Source organism: Mesorhizobium sp. M7A.F.Ca.US.014.04.1.1, assembly GCF_003998745.1.
GTDB classification, from domain to species: domain Bacteria; phylum Pseudomonadota; class Alphaproteobacteria; order Rhizobiales; family Rhizobiaceae; genus Mesorhizobium; species Mesorhizobium ciceri.
The window spans coordinates 1-459 of record NZ_RZRW01000421.1; the positions used below are offsets into that span (position 1 = coordinate 1).

At 60.3% G+C, this 459-nt stretch carries 1 protein-coding gene; it reads right to left on the reverse strand.

All coding sequences use genetic code 11. The features are described from left to right. A partial coding sequence (locus EOA22_RS23875; RefSeq protein ID WP_206521326.1) for a 3-methyl-2-oxobutanoate hydroxymethyltransferase occupies nucleotides 1-185 on the reverse strand: 185 nt, incomplete at its 3' end. Nucleotides 186-459 lie beyond the last annotated feature (274 nt).

Consider the following 459-nt stretch of genomic DNA (forward strand, 5'->3'; position numbering starts at 1 on the left):
ATCATCTCCAGCGAGGCAACCAGTGTCGTCTTGTGGCCGTGGAGGACCATGGCGACACTGTCACCGACCAGAAGCAGATCGACATGGTGATCAAGCAGACGGGCGATGGGATAGGTATAGGCGGTCAGGCAAACGATCGGCGCGCCGCCCTTGCGGTGGCGAATCGCCTCGGCGCTGATGCGCATGTCGGTGGTCGGCAATTCCGTGGCCAATCGTCACCTCCTTTGGCCTCAAGCCGGGCTGGATACAAGCATGGGCGCGCAGAGCTTTAGAAACACCGCAAAGGCTTGGCAAGCGTGCATGCAGCCACCGGCAGGATCACAGGCTTGTGTCGGGTTTCAGGAAAGCCATTTGCGCACACGCCGTGGCAAAAGCCTTGCCTTCGGCAAGGCCTGACGCCATAAGCAGGAAACGGGCGCTGCCGGCGCGAGGGTTTTGAGATGAAGACTTTCCTTACGC